16 protein-coding genes are annotated in these 18,619 nt (G+C 29.4%); 10 read left to right on the top strand and 6 right to left on the bottom strand.

Going from position 1 to position 18,619, the window contains the following annotated elements; genetic code table 11:
- Positions 1-410, top strand: a 410-nt coding sequence (locus DD829_RS18740; RefSeq protein WP_133240951.1) for a transposase, incomplete at its 5' end; no start/stop codon positions are given.
- 190 nt (positions 411-600) lie between these two features.
- Here DD829_RS18740 and DD829_RS18735 read toward each other — a convergent pair.
- The 6 genes from DD829_RS18735 to DD829_RS18710 all read right to left on the bottom strand — a co-directional run bounded on the left by DD829_RS18735 (position 601) and on the right by DD829_RS18710 (position 8,281).
- The gene (locus tag DD829_RS18735) at positions 601-1,947 is read right to left on the bottom strand and encodes an IS5 family transposase (protein ID WP_228408244.1); all 1,347 of its coding nucleotides are present in this window, start codon (positions 1,945-1,947) and stop codon (positions 601-603) included.
- Positions 1,948-2,181: 234 nt separating this feature from the next.
- Positions 2,182-2,571 (bottom strand): hypothetical protein, encoded by a 390-nt coding sequence (locus tag DD829_RS18730; RefSeq protein ID WP_116548044.1) that lies wholly within the window; start codon positions 2,569-2,571, stop codon positions 2,182-2,184.
- Between the two features lie 238 nt (positions 2,572-2,809).
- A complete protein-coding gene (locus DD829_RS18725; protein ID WP_108410296.1) occupies positions 2,810-3,667 on the bottom strand; it encodes a thiopeptide-type bacteriocin biosynthesis protein in 858 nt (285 codons plus the stop codon).
- Between the two features lie 14 nt (positions 3,668-3,681).
- Positions 3,682-5,922 carry a lantibiotic dehydratase family protein gene (locus DD829_RS18720; RefSeq protein WP_108410295.1) on the bottom strand — a complete coding sequence of 747 codons (2,241 nt, stop codon included), beginning with the start codon at positions 5,920-5,922 and terminating at the stop codon, positions 3,682-3,684.
- Between the two features lies 1 nt (position 5,923).
- Complete coding sequence (locus DD829_RS18715; RefSeq protein WP_116548043.1) at positions 5,924-8,095, bottom strand: prolyl oligopeptidase family serine peptidase; 2,172 nt, start codon at positions 8,093-8,095, stop codon at positions 5,924-5,926.
- 3 nt (positions 8,096-8,098) lie between these two features.
- The gene (locus tag DD829_RS18710) at positions 8,099-8,281 is read right to left on the bottom strand and encodes a hypothetical protein (RefSeq protein WP_116548042.1); all 183 of its coding nucleotides are present in this window, start codon (positions 8,279-8,281) and stop codon (positions 8,099-8,101) included.
- A 170-nt stretch (positions 8,282-8,451) separates the two neighbouring features.
- Between DD829_RS18710 and DD829_RS18705 the strand changes: the two genes are divergently transcribed.
- The 9 genes from DD829_RS18705 to DD829_RS18655 form a co-directional block, all read left to right on the top strand.
- On the top strand, positions 8,452-10,260 hold the full coding sequence (locus tag DD829_RS18705; RefSeq protein WP_116548041.1) for a helix-turn-helix domain-containing protein: 1,809 nt from the start codon (positions 8,452-8,454) through the stop codon (positions 10,258-10,260).
- A gap of 251 nt (positions 10,261-10,511) precedes the next feature.
- On the top strand, positions 10,512-10,820 hold the full coding sequence (locus tag DD829_RS18700) for a hypothetical protein (RefSeq protein WP_108411441.1): 309 nt from the start codon (positions 10,512-10,514) through the stop codon (positions 10,818-10,820).
- A gap of 79 nt (positions 10,821-10,899) precedes the next feature.
- A complete protein-coding gene (locus tag DD829_RS18695; protein ID WP_116548040.1) occupies positions 10,900-11,676 on the top strand; it encodes a GLPGLI family protein in 777 nt (258 codons plus the stop codon).
- On the top strand, positions 11,667-14,384 hold the full coding sequence (locus tag DD829_RS18690; protein WP_116548039.1) for a carboxypeptidase-like regulatory domain-containing protein: 2,718 nt from the start codon (positions 11,667-11,669) through the stop codon (positions 14,382-14,384). The genes DD829_RS18695 and DD829_RS18690 overlap by 10 nt, the downstream gene beginning before the upstream one ends.
- Positions 14,385-15,543: 1,159 nt before the next feature.
- Positions 15,544-15,777 (top strand): hypothetical protein, encoded by a 234-nt coding sequence (locus DD829_RS18675; RefSeq protein ID WP_123906930.1) that lies wholly within the window; start codon positions 15,544-15,546, stop codon positions 15,775-15,777.
- A gap of 9 nt (positions 15,778-15,786) precedes the next feature.
- Complete coding sequence (locus DD829_RS23390) at positions 15,787-15,987, top strand: hypothetical protein (protein WP_123906928.1); 201 nt, start codon at positions 15,787-15,789, stop codon at positions 15,985-15,987.
- 54 nt (positions 15,988-16,041) lie between these two features.
- On the top strand, positions 16,042-17,085 hold the full coding sequence (locus DD829_RS18670; RefSeq protein WP_116548036.1) for a hypothetical protein: 1,044 nt from the start codon (positions 16,042-16,044) through the stop codon (positions 17,083-17,085).
- The gene (locus tag DD829_RS18665; RefSeq protein ID WP_116548035.1) at positions 17,082-18,023 is read left to right on the top strand and encodes a hypothetical protein; all 942 of its coding nucleotides are present in this window, start codon (positions 17,082-17,084) and stop codon (positions 18,021-18,023) included. Before DD829_RS18670 ends, DD829_RS18665 begins: the two co-directional genes overlap by 4 nt.
- Positions 18,024-18,178: 155 nt before the next feature.
- Positions 18,179-18,619: hypothetical protein (locus DD829_RS18655; RefSeq protein WP_194294701.1), on the top strand; the 441-nt coding region annotated here is incomplete at its 3' end.

Genomic DNA, 18,619 nt, shown 5'->3' with positions numbered 1-18,619 from the left:
CCGATGCACCAAGGGATTACAGCTATAGCTTAAAAGGAACAAGATCTTACGGGGTTAAAGACTGGCATAATAAAGGAAGAGTGAACGCCATTGGAGCTATTCTGGATTTTAATATCCTCAATGTAGGATTGTTTGAAGGAAATATCAATGCCGATGTTTTCCATGCCTGGGTAACTCAGGAGCTCCTTCATTCGATTCCTGCAAATTCAGTTCTGGTAATGGACAATGCAACCTTCCATAAAAGATCCGATAGTATTGCTGCCATAGAAAAAAGTGGACATTCTATTCTGTTTCTGCCTCCTTACAGCCCCGATTTAAATCCTATTGAAAAGAAGTGGGCACAGGCTAAAAGCATGAGAAGAAAGGTAAGGTGTGATCCGTATGAACTTTTTCAAAAATTTATCACTTGACTTAATATATTGAGTTAGCTATATTTTCGTTTATATCCTTTCTTAAAAGAATTATACGAATTATACAAAAAACTATTCGAAATTTCGAATGGTTTGATAGAGAACAACTTACGTTATTTAAACTTTTATAACACACATTTATTCAATGATTTACGTTTTAAAACTATCCCTTTTAATAATTAGTCGCTCCTTAACAAGCTCTGAATTTCAATTTTTTATTATAGAAAACCCAATAAATAATAAAATGAAGTAAGTTTGAAAAATAGAAAATAATTTTCTTTTTGAAAATTTCCATCATTTTCTTCATATTCCAAGCGGTTGCTGATAATAAAGCATTGATTTGTGGCCCCGCTTCTCCCGAGAAGTAATTTTGAGCCAACCTGAAATCAGTTTTCAGATGTCCGATGATTGGCTCTATTGCTGCTCTGGTTCTGAACTTTTTTCGTTTTGTCTGTTTCTGATAAGGAGTGTCTGCTTTTCTCGGAGTGCATGGAATGGAGATTTTAACGCCTTTTATCTCGGCTTTTCCCTTTCCACCACGGTCGTAAACGAGTTCTTTTGGAAGTTTTTGACCGCTGTTTTCCATTTGCTCCAAAAGTGGCTCAATGGTGTGACCATCATAAGGCGTTTGTAAAAATGCTTTAATGCCGAGAATAATTTTCTTGCCTTCATTAGCAGTGGTTATCAAGCCTACTTTATTGCCAAACTCATATTGCTTATGAGCTTTTCCTTTGGCAATACATCGGGTAAATGGCTTGTGGATGCTGTAGATTTTATCCGTATCGTTTCTTTTTTGAGTGACTGCTTTGGTATAAAGTTTTATTAAATCTTTATAAAATTCTCTCTGTTCTGTATTAAAATTACGCTCCAATTCACGAATCAGCCTCATAGCAATGGTTTTGAGTTGTCTTTGAGACTTTCTTGCCGTTTTTGCCCGTTTTGGATGTTTGCCGTTATAGGTGTTTCGAACCATCTGTTTGCTGATCTTCGTGTAGCGCTGCCTTTGCTTTATGCCTTCGTTTTGGGCTATTTTATTGCAATAATCGATTACTTTTTTGCAAAGCTTTGCATCCGTAGGAAAAGTGGTATTGTTCTCTTGAACCGTAGTATCCGATATCACAAAATTCGAGGTACCGGTCTTTGCATCGTGCATTTTTACGCTGTAGGAAAAGATTTTCTCGATGCCTTTTTCGCCAATTCTCTTTCTAAAGTGAACAAAATTACTCGGGTCACAAGGAAATTGGTGTTCAAAGAAAACCCTTCCACAAAAATACTGCATGTAAGGGTTCATAATCCAAGCTAAAGCAAGAGTCTCATCACCCAAATTATAAAGATGTTTCAAAAGCAAACAGCCCACCATGAAACGAATCGGATGGCTCGGATTGCCCGCTCTAGAATAAAGCGGAGAAAATTCTTTCTCGAAATAATCCCAGTCTATTTTCTCTGAAAGTAAGACAAGTTCATGTTTATTGTCGATAAAATCTACCAACATCGGACGAAATAACTCTGGCTGCTTTTTGGGATTTTTTCCTAACATATTTGCAAGGTTTTAAAGCTTTAAGATACGAAGATTGGTGAAAAAATACAAATAAATTAGTAATTAATGTATTAATATTCAATGTGTTAAATAGATTTTAAGGAACAACTATGTAGACTTTTAAGAATTAGCAGTCAGTAATAAAAAAAGAGGCTGTCTCAAAAGGCAGTCTCTTTAAAAAACACAAATGATGAAAAAAAATTAATTATCGATGCAGTCCTGCATCTCAAAACACTAAGCTACTAATTTTTTTTTAAGTTTACAATTTTTGAAAAGAATATAATGAGTAGAACAAAGATTCTCGTTTTTATAAAATTTCATCCTCTTCAGTATGGTTATCTGGAAATAGAAATTCTGCTCTTTCTGAAATCTTATCCAGTAACGGAAAAGCAGTTTTTCCTTTTTTGACCTAGTAGGATCATTATTGCCTGTATGAATTTCACATACAAAAATACTTTCCCGGTTAAAGTCTTTTTTTCTAAGGGATATCCTTCCTATTGTTCCCAATTCTTCGTGTTCGAAAATAAAAAACCGCTTATAGATAAACTTCTGTCTGATCTTAATTTCATTGGGAGCAATTAAAAGAAGTTTTTTACTCAGTTTGTCAAAATCTTCCTGTTTCATTTGTGATATTTAAACAAAAATAACAAGTTGTATAATGACAAACAATAGGTAAGTAGTTGAAAACATGATCTTTGTGTTTTTAAAACATCACAACGAATTTAGTTTTTATTTAGATCCCAAATTGCAGAATTTTATTTGATCAGATTAGGCTTTATAGTCATAATGTTTTAAGCATGGTATATTTGAGCCACATTTTTGTAAAATCCTTTAACCAACTATATTTATATATTCGGATCTATTATGATGTTTGCCAAAGATGGTGAAAGTTTTCTGATTTATAATATCTCACCAAATAATCATAAATAATCATCTCAAACAATCGTTGATTAGAAACAAAAAGCCTGTTGATATTCATGTGGAATATGCTTTGAAAGAAGTTTCTCAAAGAAATTCTTAAAGATTGATTTTCATTGTGATGAAGGAGATTTTGTAAAGCAGCGTTGTATTCTTCAATATGTGATAAAAAAGCACTCCTCTCTTCCAAAAATTCGTCTGAACTCAAGAAATCCAAATATTTGGGTTTAAACTCTCTGTACTTTTTATCCAATTGAGAATTAAGTTTTTTATCGGCATTGAATTCTCTTTTAAAAGCATCATTAAAATCTTTCATCCATTCCAACTTTTCCTGAACTGAAAGATTTAATTTACTAAGCATCTCGTCAATCAAAAAAAGGCTGACAATAATCTTTTCCTCATCGTCATAATGTAGACATTGCAGAGTAAACTCACTGTTTCTATAAAAGAAAACTTCCGCATCTTCCATCGTATTTTCTCCATAACGTTCGATTTCCCTTTTGTAAGTATATATTACAATATTCGAAATTTCCCCGCTTTGTGTAAAGTTTTGAAGAGAAGCGTTAATACTTTTTAAAACTTCAGTGTAGTTTTGGATATCAGTCAGCATAAACCTTACCCTCAGGTGAGGTTTGGGGTCATTGTATCGGATAAAAAACCATTTGCGAATATAATTTTCTTTCTGAAAATATTTTACCAAGGGCTCTATAGACTCTTCTAAAATAAGGTCTGCCGTTTTTATTCCTGTGTAAATTTTAAGATATAACCATTCACTTCCCGGAGCAAATTTTCTTTTCATCATTTATATAGTGCTTTTTATTTTACTTTATACATGGGAAATATGAATTCCCGCCTGAAATCATCATACTGATTGTGTAAAAATTCTTCAATAACAACCGACTTTTCTGTTTTTACCGTTTGTAAAAAAACAGCTACCATATCATCGTTTTCCAGATTGACGGATAAAGTATTGTCGGATTTCACCAATTGAATCCATTGAGGAATTTTTCGTTTCAGTCTCCAGTCTTTCAGTTCCGAAATAATCTTATCATTGCTTAGATTTTTTTCAGATAAAAAAGCAAGATCTTTTTCTGTGATTTTCCACTGTGCTTTTGAAAGAACGATATTGTTGTACTCAACACGCGGGAGAAATTTATAGATCTGTTCCAATCCGCCCCAATTAAAATACAGTCCGGATCTGATGTCCTGCGACTGGAGATCAGACAAAAAATGATATACCGGTAAAGTATTGTTATAGTAATTGTGGGCATTAGTGAGATAGGGTTTAACCTCTTTGTTTAATTTCCCTGAACGTAAAACGATCCTGTTATTTTTTACAGAGATAAAAAGATCTTCTGCCGAAATTTGGTAATCAGCAGATAAAACAGATTGTGCAAGAAAAGGAATTTCATATTCCCTTAAAGTAGGTCTTCTTACAATATTTCCTATTCTTGCTTCCGGAAGATGAGTAATTTCTGCAAGAATATAATCTTTATACAACGCTTCTTCTTTCTTAGCAATATTTTTTGTTAAATCTTTCACTTCCGATTTGTCTGAACAGAATCTTCCCAAAAGATTGGCTGCACTTTTTCCGGTACTGCCGTTCAGTATCATTTTTTCCTGATCTCCTTCTGAAAAAATTTCAGCCATAAAAGAAATTGTAGCCGGAAGATCATCCCAGTTCTCTTCTTCGAAGTCTTTGAAGTCGTTATCTGAAAGTTCAATTTTATATTGTTGTTCTAATAAAGCTTCCTGCAGTTTTTCATTTAGAATCCTGTGAATAGAATTAAGTATCAACTGTAAATCCTGTTTTTTTCCGGAACCCGGAAACTTCAGGTCTTCCAGATAAGGATGAATTCCCTTTGCCGAATTATTTTGAAGATATCCGACACCAATCTCAGTATCAAGAGCATTTAACAAAGGGACTTCCTGAGTTTCAAACCTTTCAAAAAATGCTCTTTTAAATTGCTCAAGCTGAGTTTCTTTTTGTGGTAGCGTTATTTTATTAAGAAAACAGATTCCTTTCTTTAATTCTTTTTTCCAGACTGGTGGTAATGTAAACTCTGCTCCATGATAAAGATCTGTCTGAAACAAATATTTCTGCTCATAATCTATTGTAAAAGAACGGATCAGTTCTTCAATTTCTGTATAAATAGAAATGGGATTTCCAATAGTATGATCCAACTCTTCAAGCTTTTTCTTAATTGATGTTAAAACCTGTACTTCATGTTCTGCATTTATTTTATTCAGAACAGAAAGAATCGTGTCGAAGAAATCATCTCCGGAAACATTCGGTTCAAGTTCACTTACAAGAACCTGATTATCGATGAGTTCTTCAATAAATTCTTCAGCTTCTTCTCTTGTTATTTGCTTCTGCGAAGTTGATGAACCTTCGATCTCTTCACTGATTAGTATTTCTGCAATCTGCTGTATTGTTTTTCCCTGTCTGGAAAAATTTATTATTTGCTCCAGTTCTTCAGAAAGCGGAGCAGAGGAAATAATATATTCTCTTTTTCCCGACGTGTACTGATATTCTATATAGCGGATTTTATTGCCTACCTTATAAATACTGTTGTTAGGGTAAAACGAAAGCCTGTTTCTTATCTCCGGGCTTTTTTCAAAGTATTGAGCCAGAGAAACAAGGAAATGCATATCCAGCTTGGTATCGCGGATCAGGGCATCTGCTGATTCTTTAGCATCATCTTTATTAAAAGGCATTAATTCTTCTGAAAACTTTCCTAAGCCTACTGAGGAAAATAAGCCGAACGGCGTACAGCGAGTACTCATCCGGCTGTAATATTTTAGTATTGTGTTTTTTAATTTTTCAAAGTCTTTTGATACAGGTTCTCTTTCAGAATTGAGCCATTTTATGACTTCAAGATGAAGATGGGGTGAAGCTAAATAAAGCGCTTCCTGAAATATGGGATCAGAACAAATTTCTCTGATCTTGTTTCCTGGAATTTGAGATTTACTGATTGTTTCCTGAAAATCTCTGCATGAAAATAAAGGAGTGCGAACAACGAACTCGTCAAAAAATTGATAAGGGAACCGAGACATTTTAGTTTTCTTTTGGCTGGTAATCAGGATGTCCTAACTGCCAGAAAGCAAAAGCAAAAATATCTGACAAATTGGAATAAAACTGATTTGTAGGAATATTAGCTCCATGTCCTCCATCAAAATCTATTTTTAATAATATCGGATCTGAAGAAGAGTTATTCGCCATAAGCTTAGCCGCAAACTTTACAGGTTCCCAAACGATTACTCTATCATCATTTATTCCTCCGGTTATATATGTTGCAGGATATTTTACTCCTTTTTTAATATGATGATAAGAATCCATTTCTAAAAGTATCTTAAATTCTTTTGGATCCTTAACTGTTCCAAATTCTTTTGGTTGCGCATTTGGTGTTACTTCATCTCTAAGAGGATTCATTACTCCTACTTCCGCAATAACAGCTTTAAACAAATCTGGTCTTTCTGTCATCGCTCTGCCTACTGTAATTCCTCCAGCACTTCCTCCCCAAATAGCCACTTTATCTTTTGATGTATAGTTTTCTTTTATTAAATATTCTGTACAATCTATAAGATCCTTCCATGAATTAGGCTTTGTTTCTTTATATCCCCCTAATCGCCATTTTTCTCCCTTTTCTCCTCCTCCTCTAACATGAGCAATTGCCATTATGCCTCCCTGATTTGCCCATAATAGATAACTCTTGGCAAAATATGGATTGTAAGATACTCCATATGATCCATAGCTTTCTACTAACAAAGGGTTTTTTCCATTCATTTTGATATTCTTATTATAAATTAAAGATAATGGAATTTCTTCTCCGTCTCTGGCTTTTACAATTAACTCTTTTGCTATTATATCCCTAAACTCAGGGTACTCAATTAAAGGTACTAGATTTTCAGGTTTGAAACTTTTATTTTTTGGATCGTACTTAAACCTCTGCCTGTCATTTGCCCAACCTGAACAAGTTATCCAAATGTCAGAATAATTTTCGCCTTTAGATTCTAAATCAATATTTCCTGAAGGATAAGGGAGTTTTATATAGTTATCTTTACCGTGGCTATATAAATACAATTTAGCTTCTATACCATTCTTAGTTGTAGTATAATAAATACCATCTTTTGTAATTCTAAAGCTTTTGATGATTTCATGTTTTTTTTCGGGAACTAAAACTATTGCATTTTTAAAATCCGGTTTGTTAAGATCTACTTTACATAATTTATTAAAGTAAGTATTATAACTTGATAAAAAAATACCATTGCCTTTTACCAATTCTAAATTTTTCACTTTATCATCTGGTTCTGAAAGAAGTTTCCAATTTTTTTTTCCTGCCAGCAAATCCTTTTTTTTAATTATAAATGTTTTTCTATAAAATCCTAAGTCTACAAGCATTCCTAAATAATATTCATCATTTAAATCAAAATCCAATATCATTGGAAACTGATCCTCTGTAATATTTAGTTCCGGATTGTTTTGGGAAGAAAACACGTCCAATTTTACATCAGGATTGTCACCAATTTTATATAAAACGGTTTTTGTATTTTTATAGAAATCCGGAGATGAAGAATCAATAGTAGAAAATGAAACAAAAAAGAAGCCGCTGTTATCATCTAGCCATTTTACGCCATCTAAAGTGGCGGGGGCTACATTCTTTATAACTTCAGGATGGATATAGCTTGTTTTTACATCCATTATAATTATGTCCGACAATTCTTTACCTTTTTCAGTTATAGAAATAGCAATTTTATTACCATTCCAACTTGGACTTATATAATTTATTATAAAACTGTGATTCTGTTCACTACTTCTATAGTTAGTAGGATCATATAATAATTCTTCTTTTCCGAAGAAGCCATGCTTATGATATAGTTTTGCTATTTTCTCATTAGCATTTCTTTTCAAATAAAAATATTTATCATTATCAGTAATTTTTAAATTTGAAATAGAATATCCCTGTCTTTTATCAAACTCCATTCGTTTTTGCATATAATAATCCCTTAAAGGAATTTTATTCAATACAGAGTTAGAATAATTTGTTTGAGACTTCATCCAGTCAATGGTTTGAGGGTTCTTTAAATCTTCCAAGTTTCGATATTCATCGACAATCTCAACACCAAAATAGTTTTCTGCTATAGATTGTGAAGCAGCTAAATTTGTTTTTTGACCAAAAACCTTAAAAATAATTAATTGACAGATAATGATAAATATTATTTTTCTCATTTCTTATTTGTCATTACATTGAGAACTGGGATTTTGTCTTATTGGAGGAGTGGGTTCACCATCACCATAAAGTTCTAATCCTTGACCACCATAACCGCCATTAATTGCTTTCATATTACTAATTTTAATTACTTGCAATTTTTTTAAAGACAATTTCTTTTCTGGTTGTTTTTTTGCGTTTTTCATTTGATATTTATTTTAAAAATTCATGACAAATAAAGTGATATTTTTTAGATTAACAAAAATTGTAGAATATAGATTTATAAATTTATAATGCTAAGGTGTTGAAATTCAATTTTTTCCATGTTTTTTAATTATATCAATTAAAATTATACTTTTGTAAAATATATTAACAAATGATGAGACTTAAATTTTGGATTCTTTTATTTTTATCACTTGGGTTTGATTGTATATTCGCACAAAATACATTAAATGAGAATGTTTTAAGAAAGTATAATTATACAGAATTGAGAGACAGCTTTTACGATTATTATAATAGCGATAAAGTTGTTGAATCTAAAGCTATTGCTAGTTTCTACATAAAAAAAGCTAAGCACGAAAGAAATGATGAACAAATTACACAAGGTTATATAATTGCACATCTTAGTGAGAACTTTAATAATGCTATAAGATACCTAGACAGTATGATTATAATGTCTAAAAAGTCTTCAAATAATATTTCAATGGCTAAGGTATATTTACTGAAAGGTAATCTCTACTACAAATATGATAAGCTTAAATTTTCCTTGGACAATTACATATTAGGATTAAAGTACGCAAAAATTAATAAGAATCAAGAATTGATTGACGCTACAAATATGAATATTGCATATTTAAATTGTTATATAGGTAAGAATTTAGAGGCAGCAAGAACATTTAGATACTATTTATATAATGAAAAATTTACCGCAGACAAATATCAGCAAGATCAAACTCGTGTAAGTTTAGTAAATTGTTACTTAGAAATCAACAAACTTGACTCGGCAGCCATTTTCATTAACGAAGGATTAAAATCGCTTCGTCTTAATAAAAATCAATATACTCTTAATCAATATTTGTACTTATCTGGAGTGCTAGATCTTAAACGAGGCAAATATAAAAATACTAAAGAGAACCTGCTAAAGTCTTATAATTATTTTTCGAATATCAACGATAACAATGTCAATTATATTTTGTACAGTTTAGGGAAGGTTTACATTAGATTAGGAGAGAACAATAAAGCATTTGAGTATTTTACTTTATTAGATTCTAATGTTAAAAAAAATAGCGTTACATTTCTTGAACTTCGAGAAGTTTATATGTATCTTATCAACTATTCCAAACAAAAGAATGATAAAGAAAAACAATTATATTTTATCGATCGCTTTTTTAAAGTTGATAAAAAGCTGGATGAGCAGTTTACATACTTATCAATGGAGCTACCAAGAAAATATGATACACCTAAGCTTTTGGAGGAAAAAGAGGATATTATTAATGATTTAAAGAATAGGAAGACTATTTTATATTCTTCTATTAGTATTTTAATATTACTTCTTTTAGTGGTACTATATTTATATTATAAATCAAAAAAAACAGAAAAAAAGCAGATAAAAATTGCACAAGATTTAATTAATAGTATTGCAAAAAGAAATTTAGAAGTTATAAATAATAAGCTACCTGAAATCTCATCTCAAAATGCGGAAATAAATGAAAAATCTATACCCGAAGAACTACTTTCTGATATTTCAGATATTGGGACTGACAATCATAAAATGATAGAAGAAAATATTGGGAAAATAGAGAATAAATTAGCTAAAACTATTTCTGAAGATGTTGTACAGTCTATTTTAAAAGAATTGCAGTTTTTTGAGAATGAAGAACTTTTTCTTAAGAAAGGTATTACCTTAACCAGTTTAGCAAAAAGTTTAAAAACAAATACTCGATATTTATCAGAAATCATTAATATTTACAAAGGAAAAAACTTTGCAACGTATTTAAATGATCTTCGCATAGATTATGCAATAAACAGATTAGCTATCGATAGAAAATTTCGTTCATATAAAATTCCATTCATTGCCGAAGACTTAGGATATAACAACGAGCAAGCTTTTACTTTAGCTTTCAAGAAAAGAACAGGAACTACCCTTTCTATTTATTTGAAAGAAATTGAAAAACAAGAAGTGTAATATTATGAAATATACTGGTTTTTAGGTATTTAGATTTTATAGATTCAAGAATTTAGATAGGTGAATTCTTGAATCTATAAATCTACCATTTGTAAGCCGGTTTTCTTTATAGCATCTTTGCTTCAACAAAAAACATAAATATTGGATTTTGTATGTGCGCAGTATAAAATTGTAAGTATAAAATGTTATTTGTTAAACCCATGTCAGGGATTATATGACAAGTAAGTTATTTAATACAAAAATTTAAGAAAATGAAAAAATTTATATTAGGAGCTTTTGCTACACTAATGATCTCAGGTTCGGCGCTAGCTGCTACAACTTCAAATTCAGAGAATGTCCCTTCGGTAAATACTGCAACTACAGAACTAAAAGAATCTTTCAATTTTGATTCAACTGCAGCTAGAAGATTATGCATAATTACTGTTAAAACTACGTATGCTGACGGAAGTGTTAAAATACAGACTTTTCCATTTGAAGTTGACGGTGGTGATGATCCGACTTTAGCACAAGCACAATGTGGCGCTATAAAGGCAGCATTTATTGCCGGTCTTAATCTGTAAAAACATTTTAGAGCTTCTAAATGACTTATTATTTGGAATTTAGAAAGCTCTAATTTTTATTTTAATAAATAATATTGTAATGAAATTACTATACAAATCATTTTTTTTATGCGTATTATTATATGCATTATCATTTTCTCAAAACATAAAAGTAACCTATGCTTACAGACCTTCTGAAGCGTTTGAGACTGAAGAAGAGGTGTATTTAAACAATGGCTATAAGGTTAGCATAGTGGATTCTATTCTTGAAAAAAAATACAAACCAAGAGAATACGGCTCAGATGTTACTATTGAAAAAGATAAAGGCGTTAAAAGGTATAGAAATATTTTGATTGATGATATAAGTAAAAATAATACATATTTTACCTATCAAATAAAGAAAACGAATTACATAGTATCCGATAATCCTCCACCAATAAAATGGAATCTAAAATATAAGGAAACAAAAAAAATAGGTAAATACACTTGCAAGAAGGCTACCGCAACATTTAGAGGTACCAATATTGAAGCGTATTATACTCAAGAAATACCAGTGTCCATTGGACCTTACAAATTTAAGGGATTACCTGGGCTAATTTTAGAAATTACTACAGTAGGAATAAATTACAGATATTGGGTTGTTAAAAACATACAATATCCCTTTAATGGAACACCAGACTACAGTTCAAAATACATAAAATCATTACCAAAAATTGGCATTAAGGATTTGGTTAAAAAAATTGATGATAATAATGACGAAGATCAAAGTATTATATTAAGTAAAATACAGCTTCCTAACGGAGCAAAATTGGGTAAAGTGGAAACAATAGGAGGAAATGCCAGAGGAATGATAGAAAATAAATTTGAATGGGAATAGGGGTAAAAACACAAATAATCATTTTTAACGGACAAAGTTGTTTGTCTGTTTTTTGTTATAAATTGTTTTTTATAACGTTATTATTTGCGTTGTTTAAATTTAATGCACAATCAATTTCCGGAACAATCAATAAAGAGAAGGAAAATCCTTTATCTGGAGCAATCGTATCGTTAATAGATACAGAAACTGATGAAACAATAGATTATGTTCTTACTAATGATAAAGGGTTTTATATGTTATCTAATGTCAAAGAAGGGAATTATAAAATCAGTGTAAATGCAATTGGCTACACCAAAATTGAAGATGTTTTTACTCTCGCAGGAGATTTAAAAAAAAATTACAGTTTAAATCAAGAAAAAGAACAAAAGATTGAAGAAGTCATTCTTACGGCCTCTAAACCCATAAAAATAAAAGCTGATACTATAGAAATGAACGCAAAATCATTTCTAAATGGGACAGAAAAAAATGTAGAAGATCTTTTAAGAAAATTACCCGGTATTACGGTGGAAAGTGATGGTAAAATAACAGTTGGTGGAAAAGAGATTGAAAAAATAATGGTAGAAAATGATGATTTCTTTGAGAAAGGATATACTCTCCTTACTAAAAATATGCCTGTGAAGCCTATCGAAAAAGTCCAGATTTTGCAAAATTATTCTAATAACAAATTACTAAAAGGTGTCGAAAACTCCGAAAAAGTTTCATTAAATCTTACACTAGAAGACGGTGCTAAACGAGACTGGTTTGGAAATACAGATGTATCTGCTTCTTTTTTTCCAGAAGATTTTTATTCAGAAAAGTTAACACTAACAAAATTTGGAAGAAATGCAAAATTTTTTCTTATAGGCAGTATGAACACTATAGGTGTTGACAATATAGGAGATATAAACCATCTCATAAAACCTTCAATGCAGGATGAACCAGGATTCATAAATATTGATACTGAATCTTACAAATTTGGAGTTAATAATTTTATTTATCTTCCCTTTGGCTCGCAAAAAGCGAAATTTAATAATGATAAACTAGTCTCAGCAAATGCTATTTTTAATTTAAGTAAAAAAATGAAGCTAAAAGTAATAAGTTTGGGAAGTTTTGAAAAATTTAATTTTGGCAAAGCATCTACGACAGACTATATTTTAGGAGACAAAAAATTTACCAACATTGAAAATTTTTACAGAAATTCAAAAAAGACAGATTATTTTAATAAGTGGGATTTTGAGTATGATATTTCAAAAAAAATGGTGCTTAAATATTCCGGTAATATTGATTATTGGCAAAATAATAAAAATGAGAATCAAACCCTTAATGGATTGCCTTGGAATGTAGATCAAAAGACTCATAATCATTCGGTTGATAGCAATATATTGCTTACAAAAAAAATAAATGAAAAGTTAGTTTGGTTAAATGGTGTAAGAATTTTAGATCAAAGTATTTCAGATTATAGCTTTTCTGATCAGTTTTTTTTCAATGAGTTATTTATAAATTATGGGAATATTCAAAATTTTAGTCAGAATTCGAATTCTAAACTCCAATTTTTAGGAATCGTTTCACAATTACTCTATAGGACTGAAAATGAAAGTCTTTGGGATCTATCATTTTACAATCATAATACAAAACAAAATTTCAGTAATATTATGAGTTTTGAAAAGGATTTATCTAATTTTATTTTTCCTGACAATTATCGAAATGATTTTAAAAATAATAGTAATGATTTTGGCATATTTTTAAAATATACTTCATCATTTGGAAAATTTAAGATAAATCCACAATTGGATATTCACTATGTAAGTAATAGATTTGAAAATGAAGCTTATAAGCAAAAAGAATATTTTTTTCTTATTCCTACTCTAAATTTCTCCTGGGTAGTACACAACAAAGGAAAGATAAGCTCTTCTTTATTTTTATCAAGAAATAGTACTGGTATTATTGATATGCTTCCCAATTATTTTAGCGAAAACCCAAGAAGCTTAGTTCGCGGAATTAATGATTTTGATTATTTGAAAAACTCTGGTGTATCACTTAAATATACTTATGGAAACTGGAATGACAGAGTGTTTATAAATCTGTATGGATCTTACACCAACTATCATGACTACCTGTCATATAAATATAAAATTAATCAGGAGTACACCAGTTCTGATTTGCTACTTCTGAAAGACAGAAATGATTATCTGTTTTCTACAGATCTTAATTATTATTTAAAAGTAATACATTCTAATTTTAAAATTTTATACACCATTGGGACATCAAAATATGAAGATCAATTAGACAATAGTAATTTTAGGAAAGTTTTTTCATCCTATAGTAAAATAGGTTTTCAATTAAAATCCGGTTGGAAAAAAAGCATTAATTATAGTATTGGAACAAATTTAAATGTTTCAAAAATTAATACTGATCAGCAACAAAGTAAAATTCTTAATCAGCAGGCATTCTTGGAACTTCTCTTTATAATAAATGAAAAAACAAAGTTTGAACTAAAAAATAACTATTACTCATTTAATGGTTATTTCAATAAAGAAAATTCTTATAATTTTTTAGACTTCAAAATTAGTTATCAATACAATAAAAATATTTCTTTTTCGCTAATAGGAAATAACCTTTTTAATACAAGAAAGTTTAAAGAAATTGCTATTACAAGCTATTCTAAGTACACTACAGAATATTCTTTATTTCCGAGATATTTAATGCTTGAAATGAATTTTGGTTTATAATTTTAATCTATCCAGATGATATTGGAATTTGTATTCTCAAAATAACAGTAGAAAATTATTATTCATAATTTAAGCTAGAAAAACCATTCTTTTCATTATTATCATCAAAACCCTGAGAATAATCTTAAATGAATAATTAAAAACTTATCATATGATTGAATTAGTTTTATATATTACTTTGTTTATAATGAAATTGATGTATTCGGTCTTTCGTATCTAATAAAAATTCAAACAAAAGCAGGCATGACGTACCTGCTTTTTGTATATAACAAAAACACAATATACTGTATATCCTGTAGGTTTAATGGCGATGAAACATTACAAATTATTACTTTCGTTTTATTCCCAGTGAAAGCAATACCTTGAAATTTTGTATTGCTAAGACCAATGTAAAAGAAATTCAATTTTTTCAAAAAATTCCCTCCCTGAAAACCAGGCGGAGATATTCCTTTCAGATTAGCAATCTTTTTTACATAAAGTATAAAGATACTTTTCGACAGTAGAGATAGAAATACTTCTACAGGATTGTGGTTTTTAATCATTTCGTACAAGGCAGGAATGAATATTTGCTGTCAAACAATGTTTTTTCTTCCACAGCTTACTATTACTTAATCAGGAATTAATAATCAGTTTAGGAAAAAGTTTAAAACAAATACTCAATATTTATCTGAAATTAATATTTACAAGAAAAAAAATTAGCAACTTATATGAATTACCATCACATAGATTATGCAATAAATAGGTTAGCTACTGATAGAAAATTTTCTTTATATAAAATTCCATTCATTGTCGAAGAATTAGGGTATAATAACGAGTTTTCTTTTAATTTAGCTTTCAAAAAAAGAGCGGGAACTACCCTTTCTACTTATTTGAAAGAAATTGAATCATAAGACTTGCTGCGCCGTGAAATGTGATGATTTTCAATTACTTATATATTGTGGATTCAAGAATTTAGAAGTATAAATTCTTGAATCTATAAACCTAACATTTGCAAAATTACTTTCTTTTATGGCATCTTTGCTCAGGATAAAAACACAATGACCCATATTTATTTTCATATTGCGCACTATGAAAATTGTTAACAAAGTTGATCAGCAAAAAAGCCCATGTCAGGGATTATATGACAAAAAGAAATTTATTAATTTTAAAAATTAAACAAATGGACAACAAGAAAGTTAAAAATTTAGAAAACAAGAAAATTAGTACCTCAAAAATGTCAATTCTTACTGGAGGAAAATGGATTCAGACTTCGTCAAGTACAAGAAATATTCAGTCTCCTGATGGGGGGACTTGTGTTCAAACTACAATTGATGGATATAATGACACGAATGGTAATGGAAAGATGGACAAAGGCGAAGTTAAAACAACATGTAGTGAAATTAATTGCAATTAAATTAAAAAGATGAAAAAAGAAATTAAAATTTTAAACAAAACGAAAATGTCTGTTATCTGTGGTAGCCGTTATATTCAAACATCTACTGATGTTAGAAAAGAAAATGGCTGTACAACGATAACTACCGACGGTTATTATGATAACAATAACAACGGAAAACTAGATAAAAACGAAACGTTTAGTTCTTGCTCACAAACCGTTTGTAACTAAAAATAACAATGATCAACTATGTCCATTGCGATATAGTTGATTTTAATATTTATTATGATTAGTAAATTTTTAACTTTTTTTGTATTATTTACACAGGTATGCTTTGCACAAAACAATAGAGATAAAAGAAACTCTCTAATTTATGCTGCGCAAGTTAGTTTATACGATAAAGAATATTCTCAATCTTTGAGTTATTTTACAAAAGCATTTAAATATGCACCTCCGCAAACTTCTTACGAGTTGCTAACTGCGGCTGGTGTAGCTTTAAAATTGAATAATTTAAAAATTGCAGATTGTTTTTTAAAAGAAGCTATAACCAAATACAATACTCCATTAGACCTTATAAACAGTTACTCCCCATTACAACCATATAAAAATTCGAAATCAATTAAAAATATTAACAAAATCTATAAAAGTTTAGTAAAAGAATACTATACAAATTTGAAAAGCATTTCTACTTTCATAGAAGTTGAAAATCTTGTTACTAAAGATCAATACGTTAGATCACTTCCAAACTATTACCTAGGAGTTAATGAGGAACAGAGTGGTGAAATGTTGCAAAAATATATTGATGCAGTTAATAATAAAGATAGTTTGAGTATTAATAAATATAGTAAGTATATACACTTTCAGGATAAAAATTTTGAAAAATTAAAACTGGGACTGATGAAAAATACTGATTCATTAAACATTCAGGAATATATTGATATAACAAAAAAGTATGGATATTTCGAAAATGGATGGATATTGCTCTGGCATCATCGATTAACTTATGGAGAAAATAATTTTATTTGGAATTTCTTCAAGCCATACATTACATCTCAAATAGATAAAGGAAATATTGAAAGAGATTTTTTTGCGGCATTTGAAGATGAATATAATATTTCCCGCTCAGGAAAACAAAGATTTGGAACAAATACACAGTATGAATTGTTTCCTATAGAAAATATTGAAGAAGTAGACCTGTTTAGAGAGAAAGTAGGCTTACCACCTTTATATTATGATAAAATTATATACAATATAGATATTCCCAAAGAATATAAAATAAATGAAAAAAAATTTCGTGATCATATTTTTTCTAAAATAAAATCTTTATGATTCAACTAATTACAGAGGAATTAGATATTACATCAGACAAAATAATAGAATGGATTCTATTTTTAGGATATAATGTTGAAAGAAATAATGTTGAAACTTACAGTGATTTTACGTTTGAAATAAATGATAAGTCTATTGAAGGATTATCTGACAATACTTTTCATAGAAGGGCAAAGCTAAATACTTTTCCTGATGAGTTAAATTTTTTCCCTTACAAAAATGAAATTAGATTAGACGACAATCTGATATTAAAAGCATGGGAAAAAATTTCAAAAAATGAAGGAAAATATATAGGAGAGTTTACTGATGAGGAACAACATAATAAAATTTTAGATTTATATTTTGCAAGAAAAACCGGATTTAATATTCCAGATACACTTGTCACTAATAACAAAACAAAGTTAATTGAATTTATTAGTAGGAACGGAGGCAAAATTATCACAAAAAGTATTAAAAATCCCATTCAAATTGAAGATGATTATTTTGTTGCTATTGGAAGAGAAACAATGCTTTTAGAATTAAATGAATTAGATACATTAAACGATAACTTTAATTTATGTCTGTTTCAGAAGTTTATCGATAAAATTTTCGAAGTGAGAGTTTTTGTATATGAAGATAAAATGTTTTCTATGGCAATATTTTCAGATAATAAGGGAAGTGAACAGATAGACTTCAGAATAGCAACTTCTGAAATGCCTAAAAGATACATCCCTTTTTCATTACCTTTAACAATCCAGAAAAAAATAAAAAAATTTTTCAAAATTAAAAGTATAAACACAGGTTCTATCGATCTTATTGTTGATGCAAATAATACTTTTTATTTTCTTGAAAATAATTGTCAAGGTCAATTTGACTGGGTATCTGTTTATTGCAATTACAACATTGAAAAATATATAGCCTTTGATTTAATCCAAAATGAAAAATCAATTCAAAAATAATTCTCTTTCACCATATTTGAGAAAGACGCATATTTTAGAAAACTTCAAATCTGAATCTGAAGTAAGAAGAAATACAATTACGATAAAAAAAATACAATCAAGAAAAGTAATACCCGATAATTTTTATAAACCAATAACTAAAATTATTAATTTCGATGAATTCGAATGACACATTCAAACTTTTTGCAAACTGCATTCCTGTAAATGGCTATTCAAAGTCTATTATTTGCGATATACAAAACAATACTTTCTTAATTATTAATAGGCAATTGTTTGAGATATTAACATTGCATAAAAATAAAACATTAAAACAATTACTTACAGTTTATGAAAATAAAGATATCAAAGAATACTTTAATTTCTTAATTGAAAATAATTTTGGATTTATAACTTCTGTTCCTGATCTTTTCCCCGATATTGATCTATCATTTAATGATTGTTTTTTTGTATCTAATGCAATAATTGATTATAATACTGAAAGAGCATACAATCTTTATGATTCTATTAAGCAACTAGATGATTTAAATTGCAAAAATGTTGAAATTAGATTTTTCAATAATAGAATAGATGAAATAATTGAATTCTTAGAATTTATT

Source organism: Chryseobacterium sp. HMWF035 (assembly GCF_003094695.1).
Taxonomy (GTDB): Bacteria; Bacteroidota; Bacteroidia; order Flavobacteriales; family Weeksellaceae; genus Chryseobacterium; species Chryseobacterium gambrini.
Note: the sequence above shows the minus strand (reverse complement) of the source record. Positions and strands in the feature narration are given on the sequence as shown.

What these genes read in the sequence shown, in the direction of transcription:
- DD829_RS18735 (WP_228408244.1), bottom strand. Translation starts at nt 1,947, where the DNA reads ATGTTAGGAAAAAATCCCAAAAAGCAGCCAGAGTTATTTCGTCCGATG.
- DD829_RS18730 (WP_116548044.1), bottom strand. Translation starts at nt 2,571, where the DNA reads ATGAAACAGGAAGATTTTGACAAACTGAGTAAAAAACTTCTTTTAATT.
- DD829_RS18725 (WP_108410296.1), bottom strand. Translation starts at nt 3,667, where the DNA reads ATGATGAAAAGAAAATTTGCTCCGGGAAGTGAATGGTTATATCTTAAA.
- DD829_RS18720 (WP_108410295.1), bottom strand. Translation starts at nt 5,922, where the DNA reads ATGTCTCGGTTCCCTTATCAATTTTTTGACGAGTTCGTTGTTCGCACT.
- DD829_RS18715 (WP_116548043.1), bottom strand. Translation starts at nt 8,095, where the DNA reads ATGAGAAAAATAATATTTATCATTATCTGTCAATTAATTATTTTTAAG.
- DD829_RS18710 (WP_116548042.1), bottom strand. Translation starts at nt 8,281, where the DNA reads ATGAAAAACGCAAAAAAACAACCAGAAAAGAAATTGTCTTTAAAAAAA.
- DD829_RS18705 (WP_116548041.1), top strand. Translation starts at nt 8,452, where the DNA reads ATGATGAGACTTAAATTTTGGATTCTTTTATTTTTATCACTTGGGTTT.
- DD829_RS18700 (WP_108411441.1), top strand. Translation starts at nt 10,512, where the DNA reads ATGAAAAAATTTATATTAGGAGCTTTTGCTACACTAATGATCTCAGGT.
- DD829_RS18695 (WP_116548040.1), top strand. Translation starts at nt 10,900, where the DNA reads ATGAAATTACTATACAAATCATTTTTTTTATGCGTATTATTATATGCA.
- DD829_RS18690 (WP_116548039.1), top strand. Translation starts at nt 11,667, where the DNA reads ATGGGAATAGGGGTAAAAACACAAATAATCATTTTTAACGGACAAAGT.
- DD829_RS18675 (WP_123906930.1), top strand. Translation starts at nt 15,544, where the DNA reads ATGGACAACAAGAAAGTTAAAAATTTAGAAAACAAGAAAATTAGTACC.
- DD829_RS23390 (WP_123906928.1), top strand. Translation starts at nt 15,787, where the DNA reads ATGAAAAAAGAAATTAAAATTTTAAACAAAACGAAAATGTCTGTTATC.
- DD829_RS18670 (WP_116548036.1), top strand. Translation starts at nt 16,042, where the DNA reads ATGATTAGTAAATTTTTAACTTTTTTTGTATTATTTACACAGGTATGC.
- DD829_RS18665 (WP_116548035.1), top strand. Translation starts at nt 17,082, where the DNA reads ATGATTCAACTAATTACAGAGGAATTAGATATTACATCAGACAAAATA.